General features: G+C 67.4%; 1 protein-coding gene. It reads left to right on the top strand.

The genetic code is table 11. The features are described from left to right. Positions 1-276 (top strand): TonB-dependent receptor domain-containing protein (locus tag AC0IYH_RS31455; RefSeq protein WP_471838152.1); only part of this gene is annotated, 276 nt, incomplete at both ends.

Genomic DNA, 276 nt, shown 5'->3' with positions numbered 1-276 from the left:
AGGCACTGAAGGGTGTCGAGGGCGGCGTTACGATCGCACCGACGCGCACGGTCAGCATCGCCGCCACCTATTTCTTCAACCGGCTGGACGACGCCATCGCCAACGTCACGGCCGGTGCAGGGCCGGGCAACTTTCCGCTGGTGGGTTTCGTCGGAGCGGGTGGCACTTACCGAGTCCGCCAGAATCTGGACGCGGTGACGTCGGACGGCTTCGAGATCGACGCGTCGTGGCGGCCCGGCCCGGTCGGGCTTCGCGCATCGTGGAGCCATGTCGAAC

The sequence above is a fragment of the Pseudomonas sp. AC463 genome (assembly GCF_979253585.1).
Note: the sequence above shows the minus strand (reverse complement) of the source record. Positions and strands in the feature narration are given on the sequence as shown.